24 protein-coding genes and 2 tRNA genes are annotated in these 21,943 nt (G+C 64.1%); 17 read left to right on the top strand and 9 right to left on the bottom strand.

The window, feature by feature from the left end:
- Positions 1-111 precede the first annotated feature (111 nt).
- Together rsmD and SPR01S_RS03785 are read right to left on the bottom strand one after the other, a co-directional pair.
- The gene (gene rsmD / locus SPR01S_RS03790; RefSeq protein WP_066585153.1) at positions 112-648 is read right to left on the bottom strand and encodes a 16S rRNA (guanine(966)-N(2))-methyltransferase RsmD; all 537 of its coding nucleotides are present in this window, start codon (positions 646-648) and stop codon (positions 112-114) included.
- On the bottom strand, positions 649-1,980 hold the full coding sequence (locus SPR01S_RS03785) for a pseudouridine synthase (protein ID WP_066585150.1): 1,332 nt from the start codon (positions 1,978-1,980) through the stop codon (positions 649-651).
- Positions 1,981-2,110: 130 nt separating this feature from the next.
- Here SPR01S_RS03785 and SPR01S_RS03780 point away from each other — a divergent pair, with 130 nt between their 5' ends.
- The 5 genes from SPR01S_RS03780 (at position 2,111) to SPR01S_RS03760 (ending at position 6,287) form a co-directional block, all read left to right on the top strand.
- The gene (locus tag SPR01S_RS03780; protein WP_066585147.1) at positions 2,111-2,554 is read left to right on the top strand and encodes a response regulator; all 444 of its coding nucleotides are present in this window, start codon (positions 2,111-2,113) and stop codon (positions 2,552-2,554) included.
- A gap of 124 nt (positions 2,555-2,678) precedes the next feature.
- A complete protein-coding gene (gatB, locus tag SPR01S_RS03775) occupies positions 2,679-4,166 on the top strand; it encodes an Asp-tRNA(Asn)/Glu-tRNA(Gln) amidotransferase subunit GatB (RefSeq protein WP_066585143.1) in 1,488 nt (495 codons plus the stop codon).
- Positions 4,167-4,263: 97 nt separating this feature from the next.
- On the top strand, positions 4,264-4,923 hold the full coding sequence (locus tag SPR01S_RS03770; RefSeq protein WP_084250911.1) for a peptidylprolyl isomerase: 660 nt from the start codon (positions 4,264-4,266) through the stop codon (positions 4,921-4,923).
- Between the two features lie 111 nt (positions 4,924-5,034).
- Positions 5,035-5,481, top strand: coding sequence for a hypothetical protein (locus SPR01S_RS03765; RefSeq protein ID WP_066585141.1), 447 nt, complete (start codon positions 5,035-5,037; stop codon positions 5,479-5,481).
- Positions 5,478-6,287 (top strand): hypothetical protein, encoded by an 810-nt coding sequence (locus tag SPR01S_RS03760; protein WP_157081914.1) that lies wholly within the window; start codon positions 5,478-5,480, stop codon positions 6,285-6,287. The genes SPR01S_RS03765 and SPR01S_RS03760 overlap by 4 nt, the downstream gene beginning before the upstream one ends.
- 90 nt (positions 6,288-6,377) lie before the next feature.
- Here the strand turns inward: SPR01S_RS03760 and SPR01S_RS03755 are convergent, their stop codons facing one another.
- A complete protein-coding gene (locus SPR01S_RS03755; protein WP_066585136.1) occupies positions 6,378-6,602 on the bottom strand; it encodes a hypothetical protein in 225 nt (74 codons plus the stop codon).
- A 281-nt stretch (positions 6,603-6,883) separates the two neighbouring features.
- Here SPR01S_RS03755 and SPR01S_RS03750 point away from each other — a divergent pair.
- The 4 genes from SPR01S_RS03750 to SPR01S_RS03735 all read left to right on the top strand — a co-directional run bounded on the left by SPR01S_RS03750 (position 6,884) and on the right by SPR01S_RS03735 (position 10,268).
- A tRNA-Leu gene (locus tag SPR01S_RS03750) sits at positions 6,884-6,968 on the top strand.
- Positions 6,969-7,031: 63 nt separating this feature from the next.
- Positions 7,032-8,690, top strand: coding sequence for a trigger factor (gene tig / locus SPR01S_RS03745; protein ID WP_066585133.1), 1,659 nt, complete (start codon positions 7,032-7,034; stop codon positions 8,688-8,690).
- Between the two features lie 212 nt (positions 8,691-8,902).
- Positions 8,903-9,838, top strand: coding sequence for a glycosyltransferase family 2 protein (locus SPR01S_RS03740; protein WP_066585131.1), 936 nt, complete (start codon positions 8,903-8,905; stop codon positions 9,836-9,838).
- A 55-nt stretch (positions 9,839-9,893) separates the two neighbouring features.
- On the top strand, positions 9,894-10,268 hold the full coding sequence (locus SPR01S_RS03735) for an endonuclease domain-containing protein (protein ID WP_084250917.1): 375 nt from the start codon (positions 9,894-9,896) through the stop codon (positions 10,266-10,268).
- A gap of 64 nt (positions 10,269-10,332) precedes the next feature.
- On the opposite strand, the gene SPR01S_RS03730 is transcribed toward SPR01S_RS03735, so the two are convergent.
- Positions 10,333-10,722, bottom strand: coding sequence for a DOPA 4,5-dioxygenase family protein (locus SPR01S_RS03730; protein WP_066585128.1), 390 nt, complete (start codon positions 10,720-10,722; stop codon positions 10,333-10,335).
- Complete coding sequence (locus SPR01S_RS03725; protein WP_066585126.1) at positions 10,719-11,744, bottom strand: SDR family oxidoreductase; 1,026 nt, start codon at positions 11,742-11,744, stop codon at positions 10,719-10,721. Before SPR01S_RS03725 ends, SPR01S_RS03730 begins: the two co-directional genes overlap by 4 nt.
- A gap of 164 nt (positions 11,745-11,908) precedes the next feature.
- Here SPR01S_RS03725 and clpP point away from each other — a divergent pair, with 164 nt between their 5' ends.
- From clpP to SPR01S_RS03700, 5 genes are all read left to right on the top strand, one after another.
- Positions 11,909-12,586: an ATP-dependent Clp endopeptidase proteolytic subunit ClpP gene (gene clpP, locus SPR01S_RS03720; protein WP_066585124.1), complete on the top strand. Its 678-nt coding sequence runs from the start codon at positions 11,909-11,911 to the stop codon at positions 12,584-12,586.
- A 21-nt stretch (positions 12,587-12,607) separates the two neighbouring features.
- The gene (locus SPR01S_RS03715; RefSeq protein ID WP_066585121.1) at positions 12,608-12,919 is read left to right on the top strand and encodes a ribosomal protein L7/L12; all 312 of its coding nucleotides are present in this window, start codon (positions 12,608-12,610) and stop codon (positions 12,917-12,919) included.
- 104 nt (positions 12,920-13,023) lie between these two features.
- The gene (gene clpX, locus SPR01S_RS03710) at positions 13,024-14,295 is read left to right on the top strand and encodes an ATP-dependent Clp protease ATP-binding subunit ClpX (RefSeq protein ID WP_066585118.1); all 1,272 of its coding nucleotides are present in this window, start codon (positions 13,024-13,026) and stop codon (positions 14,293-14,295) included.
- A 77-nt stretch (positions 14,296-14,372) separates the two neighbouring features.
- A complete protein-coding gene (locus SPR01S_RS03705; protein ID WP_066585116.1) occupies positions 14,373-14,618 on the top strand; it encodes a DUF1272 domain-containing protein in 246 nt (81 codons plus the stop codon).
- A complete protein-coding gene (locus SPR01S_RS03700) occupies positions 14,615-15,196 on the top strand; it encodes a GNAT family N-acetyltransferase (protein WP_066585114.1) in 582 nt (193 codons plus the stop codon). The genes SPR01S_RS03705 and SPR01S_RS03700 overlap by 4 nt, the downstream gene beginning before the upstream one ends.
- Positions 15,197-15,257: 61 nt before the next feature.
- Here the strand turns inward: SPR01S_RS03700 and SPR01S_RS03695 are convergent, their stop codons facing one another.
- Entirely contained in the window at positions 15,258-15,863 is a 606-nt protein-coding gene (locus SPR01S_RS03695; RefSeq protein WP_066585113.1) for a methyltransferase family protein, read from the bottom strand.
- A gap of 41 nt (positions 15,864-15,904) precedes the next feature.
- On the bottom strand, positions 15,905-17,602 hold the full coding sequence (locus SPR01S_RS03690) for a M1 family metallopeptidase (protein ID WP_245661852.1): 1,698 nt from the start codon (positions 17,600-17,602) through the stop codon (positions 15,905-15,907).
- A gap of 94 nt (positions 17,603-17,696) precedes the next feature.
- Here SPR01S_RS03690 and lon point away from each other — a divergent pair, with 94 nt between their 5' ends.
- From lon to SPR01S_RS03675, 3 genes are all read left to right on the top strand, one after another.
- Positions 17,697-20,093 (top strand): endopeptidase La, encoded by a 2,397-nt coding sequence (lon, locus tag SPR01S_RS03685; protein WP_066585108.1) that lies wholly within the window; start codon positions 17,697-17,699, stop codon positions 20,091-20,093.
- Between the two features lie 222 nt (positions 20,094-20,315).
- On the top strand, positions 20,316-20,588 hold the full coding sequence (locus tag SPR01S_RS03680) for an HU family DNA-binding protein (protein WP_066585106.1): 273 nt from the start codon (positions 20,316-20,318) through the stop codon (positions 20,586-20,588).
- A 119-nt stretch (positions 20,589-20,707) separates the two neighbouring features.
- Positions 20,708-20,782: transfer RNA gene (locus SPR01S_RS03675), tRNA-Val, on the top strand.
- A gap of 213 nt (positions 20,783-20,995) precedes the next feature.
- Here SPR01S_RS03675 and SPR01S_RS03670 read toward each other — a convergent pair.
- Together SPR01S_RS03670 and SPR01S_RS03665 are read right to left on the bottom strand one after the other, a co-directional pair.
- Positions 20,996-21,310: a hypothetical protein gene (locus SPR01S_RS03670; RefSeq protein WP_066585104.1), complete on the bottom strand. Its 315-nt coding sequence runs from the start codon at positions 21,308-21,310 to the stop codon at positions 20,996-20,998.
- A gap of 6 nt (positions 21,311-21,316) precedes the next feature.
- On the bottom strand, positions 21,317-21,916 hold the full coding sequence (locus tag SPR01S_RS03665; protein WP_066585095.1) for an SOS response-associated peptidase: 600 nt from the start codon (positions 21,914-21,916) through the stop codon (positions 21,317-21,319).
- Positions 21,917-21,943: the final 27 nt, after the last annotated feature.

Here is a 21,943-nt window from a genome sequence, read left to right as displayed (position 1 = left end):
GAAAGCTGGGGTCTCAGGCCGTATCGCGATATCGCTTGAGATCCCAGCTTGCGCTGGGATGACGGATTATTTTCGCCGGGGGTGATGATCTGACCTGCGCCGGGGCGACGATCATATTTGCCTGAGCAACGTCACACGGGCCTTGCCATAGATCTTGTCGGCATCGACTTCGAACCCGGCGAGCTCGACCTTTTCGTTCTTCGCGGTTTCGATACTCACCCAACTCGCTGGGCCGATCCAGCCCAGCCGGGCAAACTTGTCGAGCGCCACGATGCCGGCGCCAGTGTCGTACGGCGGGTCCATCAGGATCAGATCGAGCGGCGCGCGCGCCGGACCGAGCGCCAGGACCGATTGTGCGCGGATGTCGGCCTTGGCGCCGAGCTTGGCGATGTTGGCGCGCAGCGCGTCCAGCGCGGCCTTGTCCTGCTCGACGAACAGGCAGGATGCTGCACCGCGCGACAAAGCTTCGAGCCCCAACGCGCCCGAGCCGGCGAACAGATCGGCGACGGCCAAGTCCTCGAAACTGCCGAGCCGGCTCGTCAGCATCGAGAACAAGGCTTCGCGCGTGCGATCCGCGGTCGGGCGAGTCGCGTCACCTTTGGGTGCGACAAGCGGGCGGCCGCGCCACTGTCCGGCAATGATCCGCATCTATCGCGGCTTTCGCGGCGGGCGCGGTCCGCCACGCGGGCGGGAAGGGCCGCGCGAATCCGACGCCCCAGAGGGACGCGCCGGGCCTGAAGGACGGGCAGGACCACGTGAGGAAGTCCCACCGGAAGGGCGAGCGGGACGCTCTGGCCGTTCGGCCGCATCACGATCCCCGCGGTCGTTGCGAAAATTGCGGGAGCGATCGCTGCGCGCGCCGGTCGAGCGTGTCGCCAGCGTTCCGTCGGCGCGCTGGCGCGGGCCGGCTTTGGGTTTGGGCGGGCGCTTGCCCGCTGCCGAGCGCGGCACGTCGTCGGACGAGGAATTGCGTGCGCCACGTTCCTTGAACGGCACTCGGTCGGTCGCATCGCGGGCATGGTCCGAACGACGCGGGCCGTCTTGCGACGGTCGCTGGTGCGTCTCCGAAGAGACCGGGCGAGCGGCGGTGCGAGGCGCCGCAGCCTGCCAGCGTGGCCGCTCTGGTTCGGTACGGGCTCGGGGATTTCCTTGCCGGCTTGGCGGAGCGGGGCGTGGCGCGGCTGAAGGCGTCGGGTTCGAAAGCGCGGCGGTTTGCTTGCGCGCCGGTTGCGGCAGATCGAGCCTCGTCGGATCCTTGCGGAACGAATCGATATCGTGCGCGCGCACTTCGCCGATCGCCCCGACCGGCAGGTCGCCGAGCACGAACGGGCCATAGCGCGTGCGAAGCAGGCGGCTGACTTCCAGGCCGAGATATTCGAGCACGCGCCGCACTTCGCGGTTCTTGCCTTCGGTCAGCTTGAGCTCGATCCAGAAATTTGCGCCGGTGCGACGCTCCATATTGGCATCGATCGATCCATACCGGACGCCCTCGATCTCGACGCCATGGATCAACTCCTCGAGTTGGACCTGGGTCACATTGCCATAAGCGCGGGCACGGTAGACGCGCTCGACGCCGGTCGCCGGCAGTTCGAGCTGGCGCTTGAGCCCGCCATCGGTGGTCAGCAGCAACAGCCCTTCGGTGGCGAGGTCGAGCCGGCCGACCGGGACCAGCCGCGGCAACCCTTTGGGCAAGCGATCATAGATCGTCGGGCGCCCCGCCGGATCGCGTTCGGTGACCAGCAGGCCCTTGGGCTTGTGGTAGAGGAACAGCCGCGCGGCTTCCGCCTCGCGCACCGGATTGCCGTCGACGGTGACGCCGGCGAGCGAGGTCAGCAAAGTCGCCGGCGTCTCGACGACGACGCCGTCGATCGCGATCCGGCCTTCGGAAATCATGCGTTCGACTTCGCGGCGCGAGGCGATTCCGGCGCGCGCCAACATTTTTGCGATCCGTTGATCGTCGGGAGTCTTGGAGGGAGGCATTGGCGCGCCAATATACCGATTGGCAGGGGAACGGGGGAAAATTTACACCGGACCCGTTGCCGGGCGTTAAGCCACGCACACGTAACGACGCGCAGACGAAACGATCTGCGCGCGACTGGGTTGAACGATCATGGTGTTCGGACACGCAAAAAGAGTCATCACCCGCCTCCTCGTCTGCGAGGACGAGCCGCTGATCGCATTCGAAAACGAACATTCGCTGATCGAACAGGGGTTCGAAGTCGTGGCCACGGTCGATCGTGTCGCCGACGCCGTCGCGGTGCTCGGTTCGGGTGCGGACGTGCACCTCGTTCTTGTCGATATCACCCTGGCGGATGGCAGCGGCATCGATGTCGCCCGGGTAGCTCATGCCCGGGGAGTCGCGGTCGTCTTCGTCACCGGCGAATGCCCGGAAGGCGGCCGAGCTTTCGCCCGCGGCTGTCTCGCCAAGCCCTATCGGCCGGTCGACCTGATCGCCGCGATCGCCGCGATCGATGGGCAGATCCAGGGACGGCCGCGCCCGCGCCGCCTGCCGCGCGGCTTCTCGCTGTTCGATCAGGAAGCGGCTGCCCAATAGCCCGTCGCCCCAGCGAAAGATGGGGCATCATGCCGCATTGCGCCATCGCTCGAGATCCCAGCTTTCGCTGGGATGACGGAGTCGGGCTTGATGCGTGGTGACCCAAACGTCTATCTGCGCCGGCATGACCGAACCGCTCAGCACTGCCGCTCCTTCGACCTACCGCATCCATGGCGCCACCGGCGACTGGGAAGTGATCATCGGGCTCGAGGTGCACGCCCAGGTCACCTCGCAGGCCAAATTGTTCTCCGGTGCGGCGACGGCGTTTGGTGCCGAGCCCAACACACAAGTGTCGCTGGTCGACGCGGCGATGCCCGGCATGCTGCCTGTGCCCAACCGTGAATGCATCCGCCAGGCGGTGCGCACCGGCATGGCCATCGATGCCAAGATCAACAAATGGTCGCGGTTCGACCGCAAGAATTACTTCTACGCCGATTTGCCGCAGGGCTATCAGATCAGCCAGCTCTACCATCCGCTGGTCGGGGAGGGTGCGATCGAGATCGAGCTGGAAGGCGAGGCGGAGGCGACCAAGAAGATCGGCGTCGAGCGCATCCATGTCGAGCAGGATGCCGGCAAGCTGATGCACGACCAGCATCCGACGCGGTCCTATGTCGATCTCAATCGCTCGGGCGTCGCGTTGATGGAGATCGTCAGCAAGCCCGACATGCGCTCGCCGGCCGAGGCGGGGGCCTATCTGACCAAATTGCGCTCGATCCTGCGCTATGTCGGATCGTGCGACGGCAATATGGACCAGGGCTCGATGCGCGCCGACGTCAACGTGTCGGTCCGCAAGCCCGGTGACGATTTCGGTACGCGGACCGAGACCAAGAACGTCAACTCGATCCGCTTTGTCATGCAGGCGATCGAGCATGAGGCGTCGCGCCAGGTCGACGTGCTCGAATCGGGCGGCCAGATCGTCCAGGAAACGCGGCTGTTCAATCCCGACACCGGCACGACGCGGTCGATGCGGTCGAAGGAAGACGCGCACGATTACCGCTATTTCCCCGATCCCGACCTGCTGCCGCTCGAGCTCGACGATGCGTTCCTGGAGGCATGCCGCGACAGCCTCCCGGAACTGCCGGACGCCAAGCGCGCGCGGTACGAAGCGCAGGGCATCACGCCTTATCAGGCCGCCGTGCTGACCGCCGAGGTCGAGACCGCGCGCTGGTTCGACGCCTTGCTCGACGAAAGCGCCAAGCCCGTCGCGGCGGCGAACTGGGTATCGTCCGAATTGTTCGGCGCGCTCAACCGGCTGGGCAAGGACATCACCGAATCGCCGGTGACGCCGGGTCAGGCGGCTGAATTGCTGGCGCTGGTCGACAATGGCACCTTGTCCGGCAGCCTTGCCAAGCAGGTGTTCGAGGTGATGCTCGAAACCGGCGATGCCCCCGGCAAGATCGTCGAGGAGCGCGGACTGAAGCAGACCAGCGATACCGGCGCGATCGAGGCGGTGATCGCCGATGTGCTGGCGAAGAATCCGAACCAGCTGGAGCAGTATCGCGGCGGCAAGGAAGCCCTGTTCGGTTTCTTCGTCGGCCAGACGATGAAGGCGATGGGCGGCAAGGCCAATCCCGGTGTGGTCAATGAATTGCTCAAGAAGGCGCTGTCCTGAGAGACGGCGCCGTTTTGAGCCGTAGGAGCTTGCCGCTGAGGGCAGTTGCCGCCGTCTGCCCGGCGAAATAGGCTGACTCTCAAAAGGAGCGAGAACGATGCGGCGACTGATTCCCATGACGCTGGGCCTGTTGGCGACGCCGGTACTAGCCCAGACGAGTCCCGCACCTGCGCCGCAGCCCGCGCCGGCGCCTGCCGTCGCGCCGACGCCCGTGCCCGCTTTGCCACGCGTGAAGATCGACACGACGGCCGGCAGTTTCACGGTCGAGGTCGAGACGGCCAAGGCGCCGGTCACCGCCGCCAATTTCCTGCATTATGTCGACCAGAAGAAGCTCGACGGCATCACCTTCTACCGGACCTGCAAGGTCGCCGACAAATTTGGCTTCGTGCAGTTCGGGACCAACGGCGATCCCAAGCGGACATTGCCGCCGATCAAGCACGAGCCGACCACGATCACCGGCCTGAAGCATCTCAACGGAACGCTGTCGACCGCGCGGCTGGCGCCGGGCTCGGCGCGCGGAGACTTCACCATCAGCGTCGGCGACCAGCCGTCGTTCGATGCCGACCCGACCAAGCCCGACGACGCGCTCAAGACCAATCTCGGCTATGCCGCGTTCGGGCGGGTGGTTGACGGCATGGACGTTGTGCTGAAGATCTTCGACGCGCCGATTGACCCCAATGCAACCGTGCGCGGGTCGTTCAAGGGAGAGGTCCCTGCGGCGCCGGTGCGCGTTCTCGGCGCGCGGCGTGTGAAATAACCCAGCAGCCGCACGCTGTTGGCCGCCGATCCGACTTGGCTGCGGCCAAAACCAGCGATAGCCTTTTGTTTGCCGTCGCCGATTCGGCGCGCGGTTCAAGGGGGAGGTCGCATGATCCGAAAATTCTGCGCCGCGGCGGTTGCCGCGGCGGTGCTGTGCAGTCCGACCGTCGCATCCGCGAAGGACAAGGACGACGATGACACCACCAAATTTTTCATGTTTTACGGAGACGGCCAGCCGGCCGACGTAATTCGCAACGACCTGAACTATTGCATGGCGCTCGCCGGTCGTGCCGGCCCGGCGCCCAGAGGCACGCGCTATGCCGTGGCCATGGGTGGCGGCCTGCTGGCCGGGATTGCCGATGCGATCGCGATGAGTGTCGAGCAGCGCCGGCGGCGTGACTCGTCGATGCGCAACTGCATGGCGCTCCACGGCTATTCGCGCTACGCCCTGCCGGAAGCGCAGTGGAACACGGTCATGCGCAGCGATAACGCTGTCGATCGCATGATCGCCTTCATGACCGGGCCTGTGCCCACCACCGAGAAGCTGCCGCGATGATCCGTATTCTTCCAATGCTCGCGGCGCTTGTCGCCACCCTCATCGCCATGCCCGCCGCTGCCAAAGACAAGGGACCCCCGGCCATCACGCCTGATATGGGGTTCGTTTTGGTTCGCGTCGGCCCGACGTTCGACGCCAAGGGAACGGCGCCCAACGTCATCCTGCAACGCATCGATCCGGCCACCAGCCGTTTGCGCACACCATCCAAGAAAGACGCCAATCCAGTGCCCAAAGGGGAGGGCTGGCGCGTCGTCGTCGGCGGGCGCAAGCCGTTAGGCTCGGAGAAGGTCTCCGGCACCGACGGCTCCGTTTATCTCGTGCCGGTGACGCCCGGCGAATGGGCGATCGTCGGAACCGAATCGACCTGTTTCTGCATGGGGAGCTATCGCTTCACGGTGAAACCCGGCGAGATGACCGACATCGGTACGATCGTCACCGTACTCCCCGAAAGCCCAGCTGCTATCCAGCCGTTCGAACAGTTTCGTGGACAAGAGGCTTCCGCCGACCTGTCCAAACATCCCTATACGATGGCTGACCTGATGTTCGTTGCTCCCGCCGACGATGCCAATCCGCTCCCGGCAGCAATCTCGGCCAACAAGCGAACCAAGGCTCAGTTGATCGAGACGCGGTTCGACAATAGCGGCGGATGGATGGTTAACCGGATGTCGGGCCTGTCGCCTATGGGGCACGAGTCCGCTGAGGCCGCCGCGGCGGTAAGCGATCCGAATATTCCGGCGGGAACGTCGAGCAATCGGTGGCCGGATATCGCTGCGGTCGACAAGGCCGCTTCTACTCCGGCAAAATGACGACATCCGCGATATTTTGAGTAGGGCGCCGTCACGTCGTGGTGGCGGCGCCAGTTCAAAGTAAATGGCGCCGGCTTAAATCCGGAGGCGTTATTGCGCGTCGTCGTCCTGGTTTTTGGTCTCGCCGCCGGTGCCGGCATTACCGGAGAACAGGCCGGGCGCGGTCATGTTGTCGGGCTCGGGTCCGCCTTCGCCGCGTTCGACCGCATCCTTGCGCGCTTCGACTTCCTGCTGGAGGTCGCTGGGCGGGTCGCCCTTGCGTGTGTTGCGCTCTTGTTCGCCGCTGGCGTCGGTACGGGGGTCTCTATTAGTCATCGGGATCATCCTTGCGGGTTGGCTGGGCCGGTCGGCTGTTCGCCGGGGGAGGGCACGTCGATGTCCGGCATCGGTGGCGCGATCTCGGGCGGAGCGGGGGTCGGTTGGGCCGGCTGACTCGGTTCAGGCGGTTGGCTGGGCGGCGGTGTTTCGGGCGGGGGATTAGTGGCCATGTTGGGTTTCCTCTCAACCCATCAACGCCTTTATGCTCCCACAGGTTGCCAAGCGGGTTGCTCCCAGCCCGGCAGTTGCTATAGACGCCGCCGACCGGCGGTCCTCTCGCGGGCGTGGCGGAACTGGTAGACGCGCTGGATTTAGGTTCCAGTATCGCAAGATGTGGGGGTTCGAGTCCCTTCGCCCGCACCAGTCCCCGCGCTTTTGGGCGGGGTTGGCCACCAACAAGATTTCCGGAAAAGAAGAAGGCCTGAAATGCAGACTGTCGAGACGTTGAACGAAGGGCTCAAGCGCGCCTACACGCTGACGATCACCGCCAAGGAGATCGACGCCAAGGTCGACGCCGAGGTGAAGCGCGTGGCCCCGCAGGTCCGCATGCCCGGCTTCCGTCCGGGCAAGGTACCCGCCAATCTGGTTCGCAAGATGCACGGCGAGGCGCTGACCCAGGACGCGCTCAATGCCGCTATTCAGGAAGGCATCCAGACCCTGATCGGCAAGGAAAAGCTGCGTCCGGCGATGCAGCCCTCGGTCAAGCTCGAGAATGACTATGAGAAGGGCAAGGACGCCGAGCTCAAGATCGAGCTCGAAATCCTCCCCGACGTGCCGACGCCGGCGATCGACAAGCTCAAGCTCGACCGCCTGACGGTTCCGGCCGGCGAGGACGAAGTCCAGGCGCAGCTCGAGAAGTTCGCCGCGCAGCAGAAGAATTGGGAAGACACCAAGGACGGCTACAAGGCCAAGACCGGCGACCTCGTCACGCTCGACTTCGTCGGCAAGGACAAGGATGGCGTCGCGTTCGAAGGCGGTACCGGCACCGACATGGCGGTCGAAATCGGCTCGGGCCGTCTGATCCCCGGTTTCGAGGATCAGGTCGTCGGCGTGAAGGCGGGCGACGAGAAGACCATCAAGGTGACCTTCCCCGACGATTATCCCGCCGAGGAGCTGAAGGGCCAGCCGGCGACGTTCGACCTCACCGTCAAGTCGGTGAAGACAGCCGGCGAGACCAAGATCGACGACAGCCTGGCCAAGTCGCTCGGCCTCAACGATCTCGAGCAGCTCAAGGGCCTGCTCAAGGGCCAGATCGAGCAGGAACTCAACGGCCTGACCCGCACCCATATGAAGCGCAAGCTGCTCGACCAGCTTGCTGCCGGCCACGATTTCCCGGTGCCGCCGTCGATGGTCGCCGCCGAGTTCGACCAGATCTGGGAACAGCTCAAGCACGAAGCGACGCATGAGCCTGATCCCGAGGCGGCGCTGGCCGAGATGGAAGCCGAGCGTGAGGATTATCAGGCGATCGCCGAGCGTCGCGTGCGTCTTGGCCTGCTACTGTCCGAGATCGGTCAGGCCAATGGCATCGAGGTCACCAACCAGGAAATGAGCCGGCTGATCAGCCAGGCGGCCGCGCAATATGCGCCGCAGGACCAGCAGCGCTTCGTCGAATATATCCGCAACGAGCCGATGGCCGCCGCCCAGTTGCGCGCGCCGCTCTATGAGGACAAGGTCGTCGACTTCCTGTTCTCGACCGCGGACATCACCGAGCGCGAAGTGACTCGCGCCGAGCTCGAGGCAGCGATCGAGTCGGAAGACGGTTTCGCGACCGGTACGCACCATCACGACCACGACAATCACAAGCCCAAGGCGAAGAAGGCCACCGCCAAGAAGGCGCCGGCTGCCAAGGCGGATAAGGCCGATAAGGCTGATGCAGCCAAGGCCGAGGAGCCGGTGAAGAAGGCGGCGACGAAGAAGGCGCCGTCAAAGTCGGACGAAAAGGTCGAGGCGCCCGCAGACGAGCTGAAGGCCGAAGAGCCGGTCAAGAAGGCCGCGACCAAGAAGGCTCCGGCCGCCAAGGCGGAAGCCGCCGAGGAAGCTCCCGCCAAGAAGCCGGCCGCAAAGAAGGCGCCGGCGAAGAAGTGACATTGTTATCCCTCTCCCCTTGTGGGAGAGGGTTGCGCAGACTTGGGTCGCGCCCTTGCGCGGCCCTAGTCGGAGCTGGGTGAGGGGTAGGCGGTCGCCCTTGCGACCGCGCGAAGCTGCGCTTCGCTTCCCCTCATCCAACTGCGACTAGCGAGCGAGCTCGCAAGTCTCCGTATCCTTCTCCCACAAGGGGAGAAGGTTTGGGGGCGCGAATGACAGAACCACGTATCGCAGTCCTGCTACCCTGCTATAACGAGGAAGCCGCGATCGCGCAGACCGTCGCGGGGTTCCGCGCCGCGCTGCCGAGCGCGACGATCTACGTTTACGACAACAATTCGAAGGACCGCACAGTCGAGGTCGCGCGCGCGGCCGGCGCGGTGGTGCGATCCGAGCGGATGCAGGGCAAGGGCAATGTCGTCCGCCGCATGTTCGCCGATATCGATGCGGACGTCTATGTGATGGCCGATGGTGATGCGACCTATGATGCCGAGGCCGCGCCGCAGCTCGTCCGGCGGTTGATCGACGAGCAGCTCGACATGGTGGTCGGCAGCCGGGTGACGCAGCAGGATGCCGCATATCGCCGCGGGCATGTCATGGGCAACAAGCTGTTGACCGGCATGCTCGCTCAATTATTCGGACGGAGTTTCACCGATATTCTATCGGGTTACCGCGTTTTCTCGCGGCGGTTCGTGAAGAGTTTCCCGGTGCTTTCGGGTGGGTTCGAGATCGAGACCGAGATCAGCGTCCACGCGCTCGAACTGCGAATGCCGGTGGGCGAGGTCGAGACGCGCTATTTTGCGCGGCCCGAGGGATCGGCGTCGAAACTGTCGACCTATTCGGACGGCTTCCGCATCCTCAACACGATCGTGACGCTGTACCGAATCGAGCGGCCATTACTGTTCTTCGGCGCGATCGGCGGACTGCTCGCGCTGTTGGCGCTGGCGCTCGGCATTCCGCTGGCGATCACTTATTACCATACGCACCTTGTGCCGCGCCTTCCGACAGCGATCATGGCGACCGGACTGATCATCCTGGCGGCGTTGTGCTTCTTCGCCGGGCTGATCCTCGACACGGTGGTGCGAGGTCGGCGCGAGGTCAGGCGGCTCGCGTATTTGGGTCATCCAGCGCCCGGCGAGCGGTACCCGTAAAATCCTCCCCCGCCAGGGGGAGGTGCCGCCGAAGGCGGCGGAGGGGGAGGACGCCATGCGGCTCGGTGGTTCCGAATACGGGAAGCGAAACGCCAAGCGCTTACGCAAGGAAATGACGCCGCCCGAAATAGGGTTGTGGCTCGCGCTAAGGAAGAACGAAGCGAAATTGCACTTCCGCAAGCAACACGCTGTCGACGATTATGTACTCGATTTTTATTGTGCGCGCGCGAAGCTCGCGATCGAAGTCGACGGCGAGGCGCATGCGTGTGGAGATCGTCCCGAACGCGATGCTGTTCGCGACGCTTGGCTAGCATCGCAGGGTTTGATGGTGCTGCGCTATCCTGCCACGGAAGTGTTGATCAACCTTGATGGCGTGGTTCGGCAGATCGTCTCAATCGCGCTTGAGCGCAGGGGCCAATTCGAGAGGTAGCGCCGTCCGCCCCCTCCGTCGCCTTCGGCGCCACCTCCCCCTGGCGGGGGAGGATTATAGACCGTCAAAAATCGCTGACCCCGAACCGCGCGACACCCTGGTTGTGCCCCGGCGGATCGAGCACGCTGATGTCGAGATCGAGCGGCTGGCCGATCCAGTGCGCGAGCGTGGTATGATCGGCGACATCGTCGTCGGTCAGCGGATGGACCAGGGCGCGTAACCCGGTCGTTTCGATCGCGCGCGACACCATGGTGCCAGCGCTGGCCGAGAAATGGATCTCGAACTGCGCGATCGGATGGGGGCCGACCGGACCGTCAGTCATCCGGCCGATGAACAGGATCGGCGCGACGACGTCGACCATCATGTCGGCGAAGGTCCCGCGCAGCGCTTCGGCGGCGGCGCGTTCCGACGCATCGTAATAGATATGCGCATGCCATGGCGCGTTATCGTTCATCGCACGATCCCCAACCGGATCAGGCTTTCGCCCGACGCCAAGATCGCTTCCTCGTTGGACCGGAATTGCCAGCCCAGCACCTCTCGCGCCTTGGCGTTGCTCGCCGCCGCGCGGATGCCGAGGCGCGGACTCGCCTCGCGCGCGAGCGGATTGAACAGCGCCATTATCCGCATCAGCCAGTCGGGAACCTTGCGCAGCTTGGCCTTCGCCGCCGTCTCGCCCATCCCCTGTTGCAGGATCACCGACATGTCGTAGATCGACACCGGATCGCCCGCGACGGCGAGGAAGCGTTCGCCTTTCGCCTCTGGCGCGGTCATCGCCTTGATCTGCATCCCCGCGACGTCGCGCACATCGACCACGCCGAAATAGAGCCGCGGCGCCCCGGGCAATCCGCCTTCGAGCATGCGCTTGATGATCTCGATCGAAGTCGACAGATCCTCGTTGAGCACCGGGCCGAAAATGCCGACCGGGTTGACCACCGCGAGTTCGAGGCCGTTCCCTTCGCGCTCGATGAAATCCCACGCCGCGCGCTCGGCCAGCGTCTTGGATTTCATATAGGGCTGGACCGCCGGGCCATCGACGTTCGTCCAGTCCGCCTCGGTATACGGGGCGGCCTGGTCGCCATGGCCATAGCCGATCGCCGCGAACGACGAGGTCAGGACGAGGCGCTTGACCCCCGCGTCGCGCGCGGCGCGCAGGACCCGGAGCGTGCCGTCGACCGCCGGGCGGATCAGGTCATTCTCATCCTTGGGCTGGGCGAGCGGGAAGGGGGAGGCGACGTGCTGGACATAATCGCAACCCGTGACTGCCTGAGCCCAACCTTCATTCTGGTTGAGGTCGGCCGCGACGAAGCTCAGCCGGTCGAGATTTTTCGCCCCGGCCTGCGCAAGCGTGTCGCGAACCTTTTGCTCCTTGGCCAGCGACCGCACGGTCGTTCGAACGTCATGTCCCGCGGCGAGCAACTGCAGGATGACGTGCCCGCCGACGAAACCCGACCCGCCCGTGACTAGAATGGTGCTCATCGCATCGCCTCCTTCTTTTACAAGAGACGTGCGCCCACCGCGATGGCGATGCAAGACGCCGAAAATCGCGCTGTGTCGTCGTTCACCATCGCGCCCCCTTGCGCCCCGCCGGACGAGCGCCGATGTAGGGCGCAAGCAAGGCATAAGGACCCGAGAGACTTAACATGCATAATCCGTTCGAAACCGGCCAGTTCGCTCCTCCGGGCTTTCGCGTCGATCCCGTCACCGGCGGCCTCGTGCCGATCGTCATCGAACAGTCGAACCGCGGTGAGCGCAGCTTCGACATCTATTCGCGGCTGCTGCGTGAGCGGATCATCTTCCTGGTCGGCCCGGTCGAGGACCATATGGCCTCGCTGATCACGGCGCAGTTGTTGTTCCTGGAATCGGAGAATCCGAAGAAGGACATCTACATGTACATCAACTCGCCGGGCGGCGTCGTCACGGCGGGCATGGCGATCCACGACACGATGCAATATATCCGTCCACGCGTCGGCACGGTGTGCATCGGCCAGGCGGCGTCGATGGGCAGCTTCCTGCTCGCGGCGGGCGAGCCCGGCATGCGGGTCGCGCTGACCAACGCGCGGATCATGATCCACCAGCCGTCGGGCGGCGCGCAGGGCATGGCCTCGGACATCGAGATCCAGGCCAAGGAAATCCTGCGCATCCGCCAGCGGATGAATGACCTGTATGCGAAATATACCGGTCAGCCGATCGACGTGATCGAGCGTTCGATGGACCGCGACAATTTCCTCGAGGCCGAGGAAGCCAAGGCATTCGGGTTAGTCGACGAAGTGTTCGACAAGCGCCCGGCGCCGGCCGACGACCAGGCGCAGGCGGCTTGAGGTTGCGGCAGGGGCGGGGGAATGTTCGTTCCGCTGCCTCTGCTGATTCTGGCGGGACTGGTCTTTCTGGTCTTGCTGGGGATGGCGTTGCGGCCGAGGGGTCGATCGGACGATTTGATCGCGCCGCCACGGTCGCGCGTGCAGCCAGTGGCGGTCCGAGCCGGGCAAAAGCTGGAATTATCCAGCGAAACACGGGTGGAGGTCGAACGGTTGCTGGCCGGGGGCCAGGTAATCGATGCGGTCAAATTGGTCCGCGAAGCGACTAGTTCGGGACTGAAAGATGCCAAGGACGTGGTCGACGAAATGCGGCGATTCGTCCCGCGATCGCGATAACGCGGTTAAGGCGGTGTGTTTTTTATTGTGGGTTTACGGCGGCGCGCTAACATGCTCGCCCTCAAACGGTACGCGCCCGTATCCGCGCGTGACGAGGTGATTGAATGCCAAAGTTAGATGGCGGCGATTCGAAGAGTACGCTTTATTGCTCGTTCTGCGGGAAATCGCAGCACGAAGTGAGGAAGCTCATCGCCGGCCCGACCGTGTTTATCTGCGACGAGTGCGTGGAGCTCTGCAACGACATCATCCGCGAGGAAACGAAGTCGGCATTGGTCTCCAAGAAGGACGGCGGCGTCCCGACACCGCAGGAAATCTGCGACGTGCTCGACGATTATGTGATCGGCCAGAAGCAGGCCAAGCGCGTGCTTTCGGTCGCGGTGCATAATCATTACAAGCGGCTCAACCACGGTGCCAAGGGTGCCGATGTCGAGCTCGCCAAGTCGAACATCCTGCTGGTCGGCCCGACCGGCTGCGGCAAGACGCTGCTCGCGCAGACGCTGGCGCGCATCCTCGACGTGCCGTTCACCATGGCCGATGCGACGACGCTGACCGAGGCCGGCTATGTCGGCGAGGATGTCGAAAACATCATCCTCAAGCTGCTCCAGGCGTCCGACTATAATGTCGAGCGGGCGCAGCGCGGCATCGTCTATATCGACGAGATCGACAAGATCAGCCGTAAGGCCGAGAATCCTTCGATCACCCGCGATGTGTCGGGCGAGGGCGTGCAGCAGGCGTTGCTCAAGTTGATGGAAGGCACGACGGCGAGCGTTCCGCCGCAGGGCGGCCGCAAGCATCCACAGCAGGAATTCCTGCAGGTCGACACGACCAACATCCTGTTCATCTGCGGCGGCGCGTTCTCGGGGCTGGAAAAGATCATCGGCGACCGCTTGCAGGGCAAGTCGATCGGGTTCGGCGCGCATGTCGCCGCGCCCGACGAGCGCCGCACCGGCGAAGTGCTGAAATCGGTCGAGCCTGAGGATCTGCTCAAGTTCGGCCTGATCCCCGAATTCGTCGGCCGTCTGCCGGTGATCGCGACGCTGGAAGATCTCGACGAGCCGGCGCTGGTCAAGATCCTGTCCGAGCCCAAGAACGCGCTGGTCAAACAGTATCAGAAGCTGTTCGACATGGAGGACGTGAAGCTGGGCTTCACCGACGATGCGTTGTCGACCGTGGCGCGCAAGGCGATCGACCGCAAGACCGGCGCGCGCGGGCTGCGCTCGATCCTGGAGGGCATTTTGCTCGACACGATGTTCGACCTGCCGGGCATGGACGGCGTCGACGAAGTGATGATCGACAAGGACGTGGTCGAGGGCCGCAAGGATCCGATCCGCGTCTATGCCAAGAAGGAAAAGGAAAAGGCCGGCGACGCCGCCTGATCCAGATTTCCGATGGTGATATACGATACGGGCGCCGATCGTTTCGACCGGCGCCCGTTTTCGTTGGAGGGGGGGCGATGCTCGAACTGAGACCGAATTGCGAGTGCTGCGGCCGCGACTTGGCGCCCGACAGCCTTGACGCACGCATCTGCACGTTCGAATGCACTTTCTGCGCGGATTGTGTCGATGGCGAGCTCGGTGGCGCGTGTCCCAATTGCGGCGGTAACTTCGCGGCCCGGCCGATCCGTCCGGCGGCGATGCTCGCATGCTATCCAGCGTCGACCAAGCGGGTGTTCAAGCCCGAAGGGTGCAAGGCAGCATGATCCGAGTCGCGACCAGGGCGGATCGTGACGCCGTCGCCGTGACGCTCGCGCGCGCCTTCGCCGAAGACCCGGCGACCTCATACATCTTTCCCGACCGCGCCGATCGCGTGAAGCGGCTGCCGCGCATGTTCCGGTTGATCTTCGACGAGGATGCGGGCGGCATGCCGCTCGTCACCGGGAGCGGCGAAGCGGCGACCCTGTGGCGACGGCCGGGACAGGCCGAGATCGGCAAGCTCGAGATGCTCAAGCAATTGTTCCCGTTGATCGGCGCGTTCGGGTCGTCGCTGGCGCGTGCGATGCGCGTGGGCGATGCGATCGACGCGCATCATCCTTCGGGGACCTATTGGTATCTGCACATTGCCGGAGTCGATCCCGCGCACCAGGGCAAGGGCCTGGGCTCCGCATCGATCCGTCAGGGGCTCGCCAAGGCGCGCGAGGACGGCGTGCCGGCGTTCCTCGAAACCGCGACCCCGCGCAATGTCAGCCTGTACCAGTCGCTCGGCTTCGAAGTGATCGACGAATGGCATGTCCCCAAGGGCGGCCCCAAATTCTGGTCGATGCTCAATCCGAAGCCATAAGGCGTATCGCGCATCCTGCTGTCATCCCCGCTTGCGCGGGGATGACAGATTGACGCCGCGGTTAACAAACTCCCGGCACGAACCTTTTCACGCGCGCCGCATAGTCGTCATAAGCCGCGCCGAACTGCGTCCTGAGCAAACGCTCTTCATGACTGACTCGCATCCAGGTGCCGAGGGCATAGATTGGTATGGCGACGATCAGGTTGCGCGTGTGGCCGAACGCGATCGCCATCGCGATCATGAAGCCGAATAGGGCGACATAGATCGGGTTGCGGACGACCGCGAAAGGCCCCGACTGGACCAATGTGTGATCGGCGCGAGTCCGCGCGACCAATGCCCAATTCTTGCCCATCGCATAGGACGAGGCATCGAACAGCCACACCGCGCCGAGCATCAGGGCCAATACGATCACGGCCTCGGTAATCGCCATGGCGGATAATGGGTCGAGCTCGACCCGCACCGGGCCGAATCCCGAAATGCCGATGCCGATCCCCTGAACCACGATCCACAGCCAGGTGATCGAGGCGCGCTGCGACACGGGGGCGGCGCCAGCTTTTCCGGCGCGATGCCGCGCCGCCATCAATGCGACGAAAAAGGCCAGGAAGCCGACCATGATCGCGGCGATACCGGGCAGGGCGACGGCGTCGTTCGGGAAAGCGTGCTGCATCGCACGCACTATGCCGGAAGCGTGTTATATGCGCAATACACTTATTGGCGTTTGCGCAAGCCTGCCTGATAATCCTCGACCGCGCGCGATCGTTTTAGCACGCGCGCATAGGGGTCGACCACCACATGCGCGCCCGCGGGCACGTCAATCGTCGCGGTGCCGTCCGGCATGTCGACCTTCATCAGCCGATCATCGACCAGGACTTCGATCGGCATCGGGAAGGGGAGCTTGTCGGGTGTCAGCCAGAACAGGTTGAGCTTGTCGCCGCTCCGCGCCTCGACCAGCTCGGGCAGATCGGCCTTGCGCAGATAGACGTCGAAGAACCAGTCCAGGTTCTTGCCGGTGACTTTCCGGACATTGTCCTCATAGTCGCGGGTCGAGCCGAAGCGTGGCGTGAAATTGCCCGGCTTGGGATCGGGGCGGCCATAGACTTCGAGCCGCGTCACGTCCCAGAATTGCTTGTCGCCGATCAGCCAGCGCAGGGTGTGGAGCATCCACGCCCCCTTGTAATAGATATCCCCGCCGGGGCCGCCCTTGCTCGGCTCGTATACCTCTTCCTCGGTGATCCAGCGGCCGCGTGTGATCGGCACCGCGTCGACGATCTTGTTGCGCTGATCGTCCATCATCGTCGCGTAGCGGGCATAGCCTTCGCGCCACAGGCCGTAAGCGGGCTGCATATACTCGCCATAGCCTTCGTGGATCCAGTAATCGTCCCAATTGGCCGCAGTCACCTGGTTGCCGAACCATTCATGACTGAATTCGTGCTGGAACAGCCAGTCGAACCCTTCGGGCGCCTTTTTGTAGGCGTTGCCGTAAGCATTGATCGTCTGGTGCTCCATGCCGAGATGCGGCGTCTCGACCACCCCGACCTTCTCGTCGCCGAACGGGTAGGGGCCGATATTGCTTTCGAAGAAATCGAGCGTGGGGGCGAATTCGGCAAACAGCTTCTTCGCCTGTTCCTCTTCGCCGGGCAGGTACCAGTAGAACATCGGAATGGTGTTGCCGAAGCGGCTCTTATACTCGCCCGAAATCACTTCGTAGGGCGCCACGTTGAGCGCGATCGCATAGGTGTTGGGATGCTTGATTTCCCAGTTCCACGTCTCGCGTCCGTCGGCCCCGGTGTCGATCCCCTTGAACACACCGTTGGAAGGGGCCTTCAGCCCTTTCGGGACGGTGATGTGCAGCGCCACCTTGCCCGGCTCCCCCTCGGGGAAGTCGAAGCAGGGCCACAATATGTCGCAGCCATAGCCTTCGCTCGTGGTAGCGAACCACAGGCGGCCGTCCCTGGTCTTCGACCAGACCACGCCGTCGTCCCAAGGCGCATTGACCGCGACGTGCGGCACGCCGCCGTAAACGATCGTCGCAGTGATCCGTTCGCCCGCCGAATAAGTGCGCGGGAGGTTGATCGTCAGCCGGCCCTCGGGATTCGACCATGCGCTCGCCGGCAGCTTTTTCCCGTCGATCGCGATCGCGCTCGGTCCGAGGTTCTTGTCGAGATCGATCACCAATTTGTCGGCCGGCGCCTTGGGCGTGAAGCTTTCCACCGCAACCGCCTTGAGTTGCTCGGTTTCCGGCAGCACCTCGAACGACAGATCGGCGCTGTCGAACCGCATTTTCGCCTGGTCGGGATCGACCGGCCCACCCGATCGCTGGGTCTGCGCGGTCAGCGGGGGCTCACCTTTCTTGGGCAGGCTGGCCGCGCCGGCGGTGGCAGCGGCGATCAGGCTTATCCCCACCAATCCGGGTGCGAAAAGGCCTGGGAGATTGATGGAACGCTCACGCTTCCCATATAGAAAGACAAAAGCGCCCCGGTTGGGCGCCCCCGGAGTATCCATGACTACCCAATCCTTCCCCGTATTGCCGCTGCGCGACATCGTGGTGTTTCCCCATATGATCGTGCCGCTGTTCGTCGGCCGCGACAAGTCGGTTGCCGCGCTGGAAAGCGCGATGGCCGCCGACAAGGAGATTTTCCTGGTCGCACAGCTCGACCCCGCGCAGGACGACCCCCAGCGCGACGACCTGTACGACATGGGCGTCGTCGCGACGATCCTGCAGCTGCTGAAGCTCCCCGACGGCACTGTCCGCGTGCTGGTCGAGGGCAAGGCGCGCGCCACATTGAAGACCTTGTCGGGCGCCGGCGACCATCTCACCGCCGAGATCGAGCGGATCGAGGAAGAGCCCGTGAAGGGCGTCGAGATCCAGGCGCTGATGCGCTCGGTGGTCGAGCAGTTCGAATCCTATTCGAAGCTTAATCGCAAGCTGCCGGCGGAGACCGCGGTGCAGCTGAGCGAGATCGAGGAGCCGTCGCGGCTGGCGGATTCGATTGCCGGCAATATCGCGATCAAGGTCGCCGAGAAGCAGGCGTTGCTGGTCGAGCTCGACCAGTCGAAGCGGCTCGAAATGGTCTATGCCTTCATGGAAGGCGAACTCGGCGTGTTGCAGGTCGAGAAGAAGATCAAGTCGCGGGTCAAGCGCCAGATGGAGAAGACCCAGCGGGAATATTATCTCAACGAGCAGCTGAAGGCGATTCAGCGCGAGCTGGGCAATGAGGCGGACGAGGGCGATGGCGACGAGATCGCCGAGCTGACCCAGAAGATCGCCACGCTCAAGCTCAGCAAGGAGGCGCGCACCAAGGCGACCGCCGAGCTGAAGAAATTGAAGACGATGGCGCCGATGTCAGCCGAAGCCACCGTCGTGCGCAATTATCTCGACGTCCTGCTCGGCCTGCCCTGGGGCAAGAAGTCCAAGCTCAAGAAGGACATTGCTGCGGCCCAGGCCGTGCTCGACGAGGACCATTATGCGCTCGAGAAGGTCAAGGACCGGATCGTCGAATATCTCGCGGTCCAGGCGCGCACCAACAAGCTGAAGGGGCCGATCCTGTGCCTCGTCGGGCCTCCCGGCGTCGGCAAGACCTCGCTCGGCAAGTCGATTGCCAAAGCGACCGGGCGCGAGTTCATCCGCCAGTCTTTGGGCGGCGTGCGCGACGAGGCCGAGATCCGTGGCCATCGCCGCACCTATATCGGCTCGCTGCCGGGCAAGATCGTCTCGAACCTGAAAAAGGCTGGGACAAGCAATCCGCTGTTCCTGCTCGACGAGATCGACAAGCTCGGCCAGGACTTCCGTGGCGATCCCGCCTCGGCGCTGCTCGAGGTGCTCGATCCGGAGCAGAACAACAAGTTCAACGACCATTATCTCGAGATCGACATCGACCTCTCGGACGTGATGTTCGTGACCACCGCCAACTCGTTGAACTTGCCGCAGCCGTTGCTCGACCGCATGGAGATCATCCGTCTCGAGGGATATACCGAGGACGAGAAGGTCGAGATCGCCGAGCGGCATCTCATCGCCAAGCAGGTCGAGGCGCATGGGCTGAAGGATGGCGAGTTCACGCTAACCAGCGAAGGTCTGCGCGCGCTGATCCAGCACTATACGCGCGAAGCCGGCGTCCGTACGCTCGAGCGTGAGATCGCCAAGCTGATCAGAAAGGCGCTGCGCCAGATCCTCGAGGGCAAGGTCGAGAGCGTGACGATTACGCCCGACAATCTCCACGAATATGCCGGCGTCCTGAAATATCGCCACGGCCTGTCGGAAAAGGAGCATCAGATCGGCGCGGTCACCGGGCTTGCCTGGACCGAGGTCGGCGGCGAGTTGCTGACGATCGAAAGCGTCACGGTGCCGGGCAAGGGCATGGTCAAGACGACCGGCAAGCTCGGCGACGTGATGAAGGAAAGCGTCCAGGCAGCGATGAGCTTCGTCCAGGCGCGGGCGCCGTCCTATGGCATCAAGCCGAGCCTGTTCGCGCGCAAGGACATCCACGTCCACCTGCCCGAGGGCGCGGTGCCCAAGGACGGTCCGTCGGCGGGCATCGGCCTTGTCACCTCGATCGTCTCTACGATGACCGGCGTGCCGGTGCGGCGGGAAGTTGCGATGACCGGCGAGGTCACCCTGCGCGGCCGCGTGCTACCGATCGGCGGCCTCAAGGAAAAGCTGCTCGCCGCCCTTCGTGGGGGTATCGAGACGGTGCTGATCCCCAAGGATAATGAAAAGGATCTCGTCGAGATCCCGGCCAATATCCGCCAGGGGCTGAAGATCATTCCGGTCGAGCATGTCGACGAAGTGCTGCGGCTCGCGCTGACCGAGCCGCTCGAAGCGATCGACTGGACCGAGGCCGACGAGCTGGCGGCGCAACCGCCGGCGAACATCGCCCCGGCAAGCGAGCTGCCGCACTAGGGTTGGTCGGGGCGGCGCAGCCGACCCGCAATCGTTCAACCCGTGCTGAAACGGGACGCGACGAAACCATCCGCCGCAAATTCGATCGTTACGGTCGGCTTTGCGGCGGATTTGTTTTGACTCGTTCCCCCCGAGCGGCGTTACTGCGCGCCCGGCCTCGGGCCGCGAGTCTTATTCCAGTAGCAAACGCGTAACGCACTCTAAACGGGGGTTTCGAGGACGATGAACAAGCAGGAGCTGATCAGCGCCGTTGCCGACACGGCAGGCCTCAGCAAAGGCGATGCCAGCAAGGCCGTGGAAGCCGTATTCGACGTGATCGGCGGCGCGCTCAAGAAGGGCGACGAGGTTCGCCTGGTCGGTTTCGGCACTTTCTCGGTTTCGAAGCGCAAGGCCTCGACCGGCCGCAATCCGCGCACCGGCGAGCCGATGACGATCAAGGCGTCGACCCAGCCCAAGTTCAAGGCCGGCAAGGGTCTGAAGGATTCGGTCAACTGATTGCTGCCCGCCCTTTCGGGGGCTGGACAAGATCGCGGTGATCGTCTTAAGGCGATGACAACGGGGCGGCGCCAAACGTCGCCCCATTCCTTTTGCGATGCCGGGATTGGTTCGCGATCGGGCGCGTAGCTCAGCGGTAGAGCACACCCTTCACACGGGTGGGGTCACAGGTTCAATCCCTGTCGCGCCCACCACGTTTTCAAGCACTTAGCTCGAAGCGTGGTCCATCGTATGAAACACGTATGAAATAGATAGGGCCCACGCCTTGACCCCATCCGTGCGACCGGTGGGGTCGATTGCGTGGGCTTTTTGTCGCTTCGGTCTGCGCCTCGGCAGGTCACGGCGGGCGTTTCGGCGGGTCGAGGCCGACTCGGTTTCGCAACCGGTCGCCGGCCGGTTTAAGCGTTTCACGCTAGTCCGGCGTACCATCCGGCATAGCTCGTGTTGCGGACGAGGTGGCGATTGAGGTCCGGCGCTCCATCGTCCCACCAGACGGGTCCGCGTTCGCCCAACGCGCGCTTTGCCGCATCGACGCGCGCTCGCGCGTCATGCTCGGCATCGGGGTCGTTGTCCCGCTTGGCCGCAGCGACATCGCGGCGCGCCGTCATCAAGGCCGAGACGAGCCGGCTGCGCTCGCGCTCGCTCAGGTGCGGATTGGCGCGCCGCCACAATCGGCCTCGCACGACGAAGTATCGGCGATCGGGCGTGACGGGATGCTCCATCCGCCCTCAACGCACACGGACGACGTCCAGGCTCCCTTGCGGGAGGGAATGAAGCACGTCCGCGGCAGGCGTCGTCGGATCGAGCCATCGGGCCCAATCGCTTCGGGGGAGCACCACGATCTGGCGGTCGTGATAGGGGGCGACATCGGGGCCGGGTTCCGTCGTCAGCATCGTGAAGGCCTCGCCGACCTTGGGGTCTGTGCGCCAGATGCCGGCAATGCAGAACCAGTCGTGGTCCTTGAGGGTGAAGAGCCACTTGTCCTTGAGCTTCTTCCTGGGCGCACCCTCGACCGCTTCCGGCTCGGTAAACTCGTAGAAGCCGTCGGCGATGATGAGGCACCGATTGTCGCCGAATGTCCGGCCTTCGGAGCGGAAGTTATAGACGGGTTTGCCGGTCGGGCCCGGCCACGACCATCGTCGCTGTACCAGTTGTGCGATACCCGGCGCCGAACCGCTGCGGACGATCGGCGCGACATCGGTGATCTTGATATCATCGCGCGCTTCGACATTGGGCACGCCGTCGGGGAAGTCGATCTTGATCTTGAGATCGCTGAAGTCGCCGGCGATCGTGTCGAGATCGACATTCAGGCGATAGTCGTTGCACATTCCGGCGATCCCTTTGGCGCCTTTGTA

The organism is Sphingomonas pruni NBRC 15498 (genome assembly GCF_001598455.1).
Taxonomy (GTDB): Bacteria; Pseudomonadota; Alphaproteobacteria; order Sphingomonadales; family Sphingomonadaceae; genus Sphingomonas; species Sphingomonas pruni.
The sequence above is the reverse complement of the archived record's forward strand: the minus strand, read 5'-3'. Positions and strand labels throughout refer to the sequence as shown.

Coding starts and splice junctions, on each gene's coding strand:
- tig (WP_066585133.1), top strand. CDS start 7,032: ATGCAGACTGTCGAGACGTTGAACGAAGGGCTCAAGCGCGCCTACACG.
- SPR01S_RS03715 (WP_066585121.1), top strand. CDS start 12,608: ATGTTCGTTCCGCTGCCTCTGCTGATTCTGGCGGGACTGGTCTTTCTG.
- SPR01S_RS03665 (WP_066585095.1), bottom strand. CDS start 21,916: ATGTGCAACGACTATCGCCTGAATGTCGATCTCGACACGATCGCCGGC.
- clpX (WP_066585118.1), top strand. CDS start 13,024: ATGCCAAAGTTAGATGGCGGCGATTCGAAGAGTACGCTTTATTGCTCG.
- SPR01S_RS03740 (WP_066585131.1), top strand. CDS start 8,903: ATGACAGAACCACGTATCGCAGTCCTGCTACCCTGCTATAACGAGGAA.
- SPR01S_RS03755 (WP_066585136.1), bottom strand. CDS start 6,602: ATGACTAATAGAGACCCCCGTACCGACGCCAGCGGCGAACAAGAGCGC.
- SPR01S_RS03725 (WP_066585126.1), bottom strand. CDS start 11,744: ATGAGCACCATTCTAGTCACGGGCGGGTCGGGTTTCGTCGGCGGGCAC.
- SPR01S_RS03735 (WP_084250917.1), top strand. CDS start 9,894: ATGCGGCTCGGTGGTTCCGAATACGGGAAGCGAAACGCCAAGCGCTTA.
- SPR01S_RS03695 (WP_066585113.1), bottom strand. CDS start 15,863: ATGCAGCACGCTTTCCCGAACGACGCCGTCGCCCTGCCCGGTATCGCC.
- SPR01S_RS03780 (WP_066585147.1), top strand. CDS start 2,111: ATGGTGTTCGGACACGCAAAAAGAGTCATCACCCGCCTCCTCGTCTGC.
- clpP (WP_066585124.1), top strand. CDS start 11,909: ATGCATAATCCGTTCGAAACCGGCCAGTTCGCTCCTCCGGGCTTTCGC.
- lon (WP_066585108.1), top strand. CDS start 17,697: ATGACTACCCAATCCTTCCCCGTATTGCCGCTGCGCGACATCGTGGTG.
- rsmD (WP_066585153.1), bottom strand. CDS start 648: ATGCGGATCATTGCCGGACAGTGGCGCGGCCGCCCGCTTGTCGCACCC.
- gatB (WP_066585143.1), top strand. CDS start 2,679: ATGACCGAACCGCTCAGCACTGCCGCTCCTTCGACCTACCGCATCCAT.
- SPR01S_RS03705 (WP_066585116.1), top strand. CDS start 14,373: ATGCTCGAACTGAGACCGAATTGCGAGTGCTGCGGCCGCGACTTGGCG.
- SPR01S_RS03700 (WP_066585114.1), top strand. CDS start 14,615: ATGATCCGAGTCGCGACCAGGGCGGATCGTGACGCCGTCGCCGTGACG.
- SPR01S_RS03680 (WP_066585106.1), top strand. CDS start 20,316: ATGAACAAGCAGGAGCTGATCAGCGCCGTTGCCGACACGGCAGGCCTC.
- SPR01S_RS03670 (WP_066585104.1), bottom strand. CDS start 21,310: ATGGAGCATCCCGTCACGCCCGATCGCCGATACTTCGTCGTGCGAGGC.
- SPR01S_RS03730 (WP_066585128.1), bottom strand. CDS start 10,722: ATGAACGATAACGCGCCATGGCATGCGCATATCTATTACGATGCGTCG.
- SPR01S_RS03770 (WP_084250911.1), top strand. CDS start 4,264: ATGCGGCGACTGATTCCCATGACGCTGGGCCTGTTGGCGACGCCGGTA.
- SPR01S_RS03760 (WP_157081914.1), top strand. CDS start 5,478: ATGATCCGTATTCTTCCAATGCTCGCGGCGCTTGTCGCCACCCTCATC.
- SPR01S_RS03785 (WP_066585150.1), bottom strand. CDS start 1,980: ATGCCTCCCTCCAAGACTCCCGACGATCAACGGATCGCAAAAATGTTG.
- SPR01S_RS03765 (WP_066585141.1), top strand. CDS start 5,035: ATGATCCGAAAATTCTGCGCCGCGGCGGTTGCCGCGGCGGTGCTGTGC.